The sequence below is a fragment of the Collinsella aerofaciens genome, assembly GCF_027679495.1.
Classification (GTDB): Bacteria; Actinomycetota; Coriobacteriia; order Coriobacteriales; family Coriobacteriaceae; genus Collinsella; species Collinsella aerofaciens_AK.
The window spans coordinates 131,998-138,707 of sequence record NZ_JAQEKC010000002.1 but is presented as its reverse complement, the minus strand read 5'-3'; the positions used below and the strand labels follow the sequence as shown (position 1 = coordinate 138,707).

Below are 6,710 nucleotides of genomic sequence, written 5' to 3'. Positions count from 1 at the left end.
GTTTTTCGTTAAACGGACGCTAGGGCGTCACCCTTACACCAACATTTTCGACGCGATCGGAGGTGCATCATGGCAACCGCCACCGCAGTCCTGAGAATCCCCGAGGACCTCTCGAACAGGTACGACCACCTGGCGAAGTCGACGGGCCGCACGAAAACCTTCTACATGACCGAGGCCCTCGCCGCGGAGATAGACAGGCTCGAATACGAGTACGGCCTCATGAATTATCCGGGAGGCGTTTGGTTGCGAGGCATGCCAGTGTGAGGGCCTGATTCGTCAGGCCCCGCACAGGGGGACCGCGATGGTGACCACCGCGCCGCCCGAGGGGCTGTTGGCGAGCGAGACGGAGCCCCCGTGGGCGCTCGCGGCCTCGGAGGCGACGTGGAGGCCGAGCCCGTAGTGGCGGCCTCCGTCGCGCGAGGAGCGGGACGAGTCGTCTGTAAAGAGGCGCTCGCAGCCGCGTTCGAGGGCGGCGGGAGAGAAGCCCGGTCCGTCGTCGGCCACCTCGATGACGAGGTGTCCGCCCGCGACGTCGCAGGAGACCGCCACACGCGAGCGCGCGTGCTCGGCGGCGTTGGCCACGAGGTTCGCGGCGGCTCGCGCCAGGGCGGTTCGGTCGAGCGGGGCCTCGGGCGCGTCCGCGACAGCGGGGCCCGTGGCCGCGTCGAGCGTCACGCCTCGCGCCCGGGCGATCTGGGCGGCCTCGGCGAGGACCTGTTCGCAGAGCTCGGCCGGCCGCATGGGGGCCCTCTCCGCCCCGCCGGACCCGCGCGAGGCCTCGATGAGCAGGCGCACGTAGCCGTCGAGCCTTTCGACACCGCCGGCTATGTCGCGCGCGGCGGCCGAGAGGTCGCTGTCATTCTCGTCTTCCAGCTCCTCCGCCACGAAGTCGGCGTTGGCGCGCAGCACGGTAAGCGGCGTCTTGAGATCGTGGGCGAGCGACGCCATCTGCTCGCGCTGCCCCCGCTCCGCGGCCCAGCGGGCCTCGAGCGACTCGGCGAGGGAGGCCCGCATGGCGTCCATCGCGGCGAGGACGTCGTTCACCTCGCGCACGTTGGTGCTGCCGACCGCGAAGTCGAGCTCCCCCGCGCCGACGCGCCCCGCCGCCTCCGCGAGCGGCGCCATCTTGCGCGAGATCACGCGGCTCGCACGGCGCGCCACGAGCGCGAGCGCGCTTCCCACAGCGGCGCCGACGAGCATGAGGTTCTGCGGGTTGGGAAGCAGGCTGGCGAGATCGCGCGAGACCCACTGCGGCAGGTACTCGCTGACGAGTGCGCAGGCTCCGCCGCCCTTGAGCGGGAACGCGGCGTAGGTGAGGCCCGAGCCCCCGCCCTCGATCTCCACTGTGCCCGGATCCGCGGCGAGTGCCGTACTGGCCATTTCCGTCGCGTCCTCGAGCCGCGTGCCCTCGAGGTCTGTCATCATCACGTTTCCGTCCTTGTTCAGGATGAGGTAGCGGTACGCCGTCGGCACGTCCTGCTGCCCGCAGACGCCGTCGCGTGCCAGGCCCTCCGCGACCTCGCGCGCATTGGCCGGCCCCCAGCTTGCCTCGTAGACGAAGCCCGCGCTGATCGCCACGGAGAGCACCATGAACGAGGCGAGCCACGCCGTGGCGACCGCCGCGAACGCGTAGGCGAAGTAGCGCGCGATGACGAAGGAGAGCGGCATGCCCCCGCGACCTCGCGCCCCGGTCCTTAGAGCTGCCACTTGTACCCCATCCCCCAGACGGTCGCGATCGGATCGGCGCCGGCCTCGGAGAGTTTCCTCCGGGCGCGACTGACCTGCATGGATATGGCCGCGTCGTCGGCGTCGCTCTCCCAGCCGAGCACCGCCTCGCGTATCTGCGCGCGGCTCATGACCTGCCCGGGGTGGCGCGCGAGGTACTCGCAGATGGCGTACTCGGTGGGCGTGAGCGGCACGGTCTCGCCGCCCACGGCGAGGTCGCGCGCCCCGAGGTCGATCCGCACCTCCCCGAAGGAGAGGGCGTGCGAGCGCGGCCGGCGCTCACGGCGTAGATGGGCCGCGACCTTGGCGCGCAGTTCCGCGGCCCCGAAGGGCTTGCGGACGTAGTCGTCGGCGCCCAGGCCGTAGGCGGCCACGGCATCCTCCTCGGCCACGCGCGCGGTCAGGAAGACGATGGGCCCGTCGAAGTCCGGGCGGATCTGCCGCACGAGCTCGAAGCCGCCGAGCCCCGGCATCATGACGTCGCAGAGCACGAGGTCGAAGCGCGAGAGGTCCATCCCCAGGACCGCCGTCGGGTCCGCCGCCCTAACGACCTCATGGCCGTCGCGGCCGAGGACGCGCGCGAGCGCGTCGAGGATCGCCCGTTCATCATCCACTGCCAGTATCCTCGCCATGTTGACCTCCTGAAACTCTCGTCGGAATTGTACTAGCGCCGCACTCAGCGGTCCAGAGCCCTGCGCGCAGCTGCGGGCGGCTCGGCCGCGTCGCACGCGCGGTAGCGCACGCCCGAGCCGCCGCGCGCCTCGATCCCGTGCCAGCCCTCGCCGTCCGACTCCCGCTCGAAGAAGATGAGCTGGAGCTCTCGGACATTGCCCCTGTCGTCCGCCGCGTCCACCAGGTAGACATAGTTTGTCCCCGCCCCGGTGGCGTCGGCGTAGGAGCTCGCGTGGCTGCAGGGCTCAGGCGCGGGCGCCAACATGGCGATCTCAGGGTTGGGCAGCACGCGGTCGGCGATCGAGCGCAGCACCGACCCCCAGCCGGCGTCGAGCAGGGCATTCCCGCCCAGAAGGAGCGCTGCGGAGAGGAGGGCGAGCATGGCGGCGAGCGGCCTCCTACGCATCTGCCCTCCCGTCCTCGAAGCGGCAGAACCAGGCGAGAAGGACGGCGTCGGCTGCCAGGGTGAGCACGAGGCCAGCGAGCGCAGTCGTGAGGAGTGGGCCCGCCGCGCGTGCGGCGTCGATGAAGGCCTCAACCCCGAGCGACCCCAGGCGCGCGGGCCAGGCGAGCGGCACCCAGCTCAGGGGCGTCGCCAGGGCACCGGTGAGCTCGCCGGTCATGAGGCCGTGCGCAAGTCCGCCCACCGAGAAGAACGCGAGGAGCATCCCCGCCGCGCCGGTGCCGATGGCGGCGTTGCGGCCGAGGCGCAGGGCCACGCCGAGCCCCAGCGCGTAGAGGGGCAGGCTGCCCAGCACGATGCCCGCCCAGGCGGCCGCAAGCGGAGTGGGCCCGAGCGGCAGGCGCCCGGCGACGGCGAGCACGGCCCCGAACACGCCGAGCGCCACGGCCAGCGCGCCCGCGCCGAGCGCCGCAAGGGCGAGCAGCTTCGCCGCGACGGCGCGCCCGCGCGAGGGGACCGCCATGAGGTTGGCGAGGCGCCCGGCAGCGCGCTCCTCGTCCACGGCGAGCCCGCAGACGATGGCGGACATGAGCGGCATGAGGGCGCCGAGGAACTGGGCGTAGGCGTCCGCGCCCAGCGCCGGGTCCCATCGGGTTACGGAGAAGTACTCGCCGCAGGCAAGACCGGCTGCCAGGCCGCAGACGAGATGCACCGCCGTGAGCGGGGAGCGCGCTAGGCGCAGGGCCTCGGAGAGCAGGGCCCGCGGGAGAGTCATGCGCGGCATCGGGTCGGAGAGTCGTGTCATGGCCATCACCTCTCCTCGGAGCGCGCGAACCAGGCCGCGCCCGCCGCCGTGAGCGCGGCGAACGCGAGCGCGCAGACCGCAAGGCCCGCCAGCGTGAGCATGCCGTCCGACGCGAGCGCCTCGCCGAGCGCCATGTCCGCCGCGAGTGGCTCGCCGCTCGGCAGCACGGGGATGAAGCTCGTGGGGATGACCATGTTCGCCGACGGCGGAAAGAGCTGCGGCAGCGGCATCAGCGACCAGGCGAACCCACCTACGAGTTGCGCGGCGAGCGGGCAGAAGATGCCCGCGAGCATGCCGAGCCGCGCCGTGAGGAAGAGCCCTGCGGGGATCATCCACGCCGCGGTCACCGTGTTGGCGAGCGCGCAGAGGAGCATCGTGAGCGTGCCCGCGGCCGTGAGGCCCTGCGAGGAGAACGCCGATCCCGCGAGGTAGATGCCGAAGACCACGAGGTTCGAGAGCGTGCAGAGCGCGAGGCACCAGAGCGCCTTGGCCCACCAGGCGCGCCCGAGCGGGAAGCCCAGGCCCAGAAGCCCCCGCATCCGCGTGCGAGCGTCCGCCCGCGCGACGCACGCCACCACGAGCGAGAGAGCCACGGGCAGGAAGAGCGCGTACCAGTAGTTCCACGCGCTGAAGATCTGCACGCCCCGGTAGGGCATCGCGCCGAGCAGCGGCATCGGCAGCGCCATGAGCACGGCCAGGCGAACCGGTGCCGCGTGGCGCGACTTCAGGGCCTCGGCGCGCAGGGCCGCGAGCAGGCCGCCTTTCTCACCCGTCATGCCGCCACCTCCCCGCGCGCTTGTCGCCCTTCCCGACAGAAGCTCATGAAGAGTTCCTCGAGGTCCTGCCCGGGACGAAGCGCATCCTCGTAGGCGAGGCGCCCCCCGCAGATGATGCCGATGGTGTCCGCCATCTGCTGCACCTCGGAGAGGATGTGGCTCGAGACGATCACCGTCGTACCCGCCGCCGCGAAGCCGCGGATCTGGTCGCGCAGTTCCTCGATGCCGATGGGGTCGAGGCCGTTGGTGGGCTCGTCGAGCACGAGCAGGCGTGGCCGGGCGATCAGCGCCAGCGCGAGCCCCAGGCGCTGCCGCATGCCCATCGAGAAGCGCCCGGAGCGCTTCTTCCCGGTGTCCGCGAGGTCCACGGCGGCGAGCACCTCATCTATGCGGCTCTCGGGAAGGCCCAGCAGCGTGGTGCGCACGCGCAGGTTCTCGCGCGCGGTGAGGTTGGGGTAGAGCGGCGCCTCCTCGATGAGGCTGCCGATTGCGTAGAGGTCCTCGCGGCGCCAGGCGTGCCCGGCAAAGAGGATCTCCCCGGCCGTCGGCCGCAGCATCCCGCAGATCATCTTGAGCGTTGTCGACTTGCCGGCGCCGTTGGGACCGAGCAGCCCGTACACCTCGCCCTCGCGGATATGAAGGCTCACATCGGCCACGGCGTCCTGCGCCTGGTCGCCGCGGCCGAAGCGCTTGGTGAGCCCACGCGTCTCGAGCATGTAACCCATGGGTTTATCCTTTCTCTTCCGGGAGCGCGGGCCGAGTCACCGTGCCCGCGCGCCTTACCTTTCGGGTTCACCATCCATGGTGGGGCGCGTTTCTAACGAAGCCATAACGGCCGTTGAGTTCTTTTGGCGCCAACCCTTCTCGACCCGCACATCATGATTAATTTGCTTAAAGCAACAACTTTCCCGATCGATGTAATCACCGAATCAAAACGTGTACATCAGCCATCAAAGATGCCGAAAAATGTCATATTTGGAGGCTGATGTACACAAATGCAGAATCCCGCACAACCCAGTAGCATCCTCCATATGTCTGGACTCTCTATGCTTACGCTGGATAGACATCGCCGGAACGGGTATAGTAGCGAAAGTTTTGTCGTTAACCAGCGGGGGAGTCCTGTGGGCATCAAAAAGAAGATCAAAAAGGAGCTTATCGGCACTTCCGATTACCCGTCGAATAAGATCTTTACGATCTCCAATTTCATCACCTTTACGCGCCTGATCCTCACCCTGGTATTTCTGTACCTGTTTGTGACGGATAACAACCGCGTCATCGCCATCGTTATCTACGCCGTTGCCGCCTCTACCGACTGGATGGACGGTCAGATCGCCCGCATGACCAAGACGGTCTCGTGGCTCGGCAAGGTCATGGATCCCATCTGCGACCGTGCGCTGCTGTTCACCGGCGTACTTGGGCTGGTGGTCCGCGGAGAGCTGCCCATCTGGGTCTGCGTGCTCATTATTGGCCGCGACATCTATCTGGGCATCGGCACGCTTATCGTGCGTCATTATCACCGTCGCCCCATCGATGTCGTCTTTCCCGGAAAGATTGCCACTGCACTGCTCATGACCGGCTTCTCACTCATGCTGCTCGGGTTCCCCGTTATTGACGGCCTGCATCTTTTACCTTCAACCCTTACGGCCTTCCCGGGCCTCAACGGAAGCTCGGTGCCCCTCGGCATCTTCTTTGTGTACGGCGGCGTGATCTTCTCCATGCTCACGGCTGTCATCTATTCCATTAAGGGCGGAGTGGCCATTAAACAGGCTCTCGCGCATCCCGAGGACGAGGACATCGACTTTCTGAACCCTGAAATCGAAGACTGATTCGTTGGGGTATGATTACGTACGGTTCATTATTTGCGGCACGTCCGCGATAAGTTAGGGGTTGTCATGGACAACATGGTTAACAATATGCCTCAGAATGATAAGACTGCTGACGCTACCTGCGTATTCCGCGTGCCTTCAAGCGACGTCACCGTTCCCGACCTCATGGCCAACGTGCGCATCACCGCCCCCGTTCTGTCCATCGTCAAGGGTCCGCAGACTGGTGCCGCCTTTGAGCTCGAGGACGACGTGACCACCATCGGCCGCGATCCTGCAAACGGCATCTTCCTCAATGACATGACCGTTTCGCGCAGCCACGCGCGCATTATTCGCGAGGGCCTCGGCGCTCGCATCGAGGATCTGGGTTCGCTCAATGGCACCTGGGTCGACGGTGCCATCGTCAACGCGGCCCCGCTGCACGACGGTTCTTCCGTCCAGATCGGTACGTTTACGCTCATCTACCACGAGAGCACGCCGGAGCGCATCGAAACCGGTGAGTAGGG

General features: G+C 67.9%; 9 protein-coding genes. 3 read left to right on the top strand and 6 right to left on the bottom strand.

What is annotated here, in order from left to right:
• Positions 1 to 69 precede the first annotated feature (69 nt).
• Positions 70 to 264 carry a type II toxin-antitoxin system RelB family antitoxin gene (gene relB, locus PGW49_RS01600; protein WP_270225209.1) on the top strand — a complete coding sequence of 65 codons (195 nt, stop codon included), beginning with the start codon at positions 70 to 72 and terminating at the stop codon, positions 262 to 264.
• A gap of 12 nt (positions 265 to 276) precedes the next feature.
• Here the strand turns inward: relB and PGW49_RS01595 are convergent, their stop codons facing one another.
• The 6 genes from PGW49_RS01595 to PGW49_RS01570 are packed head-to-tail and all read right to left on the bottom strand — an operon-like array spanning position 277 to position 5,106.
• Positions 277 to 1,668 (bottom strand): sensor histidine kinase, encoded by a 1,392-nt coding sequence (locus PGW49_RS01595; protein WP_270225208.1) that lies wholly within the window; start codon positions 1,666 to 1,668, stop codon positions 277 to 279.
• 26 nt (positions 1,669 to 1,694) lie between these two features.
• Entirely contained in the window at positions 1,695 to 2,357 is a 663-nt protein-coding gene (locus PGW49_RS01590; RefSeq protein ID WP_270225205.1) for a response regulator transcription factor, read from the bottom strand.
• A 44-nt stretch (positions 2,358 to 2,401) separates the two neighbouring features.
• Entirely contained in the window at positions 2,402 to 2,779 is a 378-nt protein-coding gene (locus PGW49_RS01585; protein ID WP_270225204.1) for a hypothetical protein, read from the bottom strand.
• Positions 2,780 to 2,795: 16 nt separating this feature from the next.
• Complete coding sequence (locus PGW49_RS01580) at positions 2,796 to 3,611, bottom strand: ABC-2 family transporter permease (RefSeq protein ID WP_270225202.1); 816 nt, start codon at positions 3,609 to 3,611, stop codon at positions 2,796 to 2,798.
• The gene (locus PGW49_RS01575; protein WP_270225200.1) at positions 3,611 to 4,381 is read right to left on the bottom strand and encodes an ABC-2 family transporter permease; all 771 of its coding nucleotides are present in this window, start codon (positions 4,379 to 4,381) and stop codon (positions 3,611 to 3,613) included. Before PGW49_RS01575 ends, PGW49_RS01580 begins: the two co-directional genes overlap by 1 nt.
• Positions 4,378 to 5,106 (bottom strand): lantibiotic protection ABC transporter ATP-binding protein, encoded by a 729-nt coding sequence (locus PGW49_RS01570; RefSeq protein ID WP_270225199.1) that lies wholly within the window; start codon positions 5,104 to 5,106, stop codon positions 4,378 to 4,380. Before PGW49_RS01570 ends, PGW49_RS01575 begins: the two co-directional genes overlap by 4 nt.
• A 396-nt stretch (positions 5,107 to 5,502) precedes the next feature.
• Here PGW49_RS01570 and PGW49_RS01565 point away from each other — a divergent pair, with 396 nt between their 5' ends.
• On the top strand, positions 5,503 to 6,207 hold the full coding sequence (locus PGW49_RS01565; RefSeq protein ID WP_089573364.1) for a CDP-alcohol phosphatidyltransferase family protein: 705 nt from the start codon (positions 5,503 to 5,505) through the stop codon (positions 6,205 to 6,207).
• A 66-nt stretch (positions 6,208 to 6,273) separates the two neighbouring features.
• Positions 6,274 to 6,708 carry an FHA domain-containing protein gene (locus PGW49_RS01560; protein ID WP_006236002.1) on the top strand — a complete coding sequence of 145 codons (435 nt, stop codon included), beginning with the start codon at positions 6,274 to 6,276 and terminating at the stop codon, positions 6,706 to 6,708.
• Positions 6,709 to 6,710: the final 2 nt, after the last annotated feature.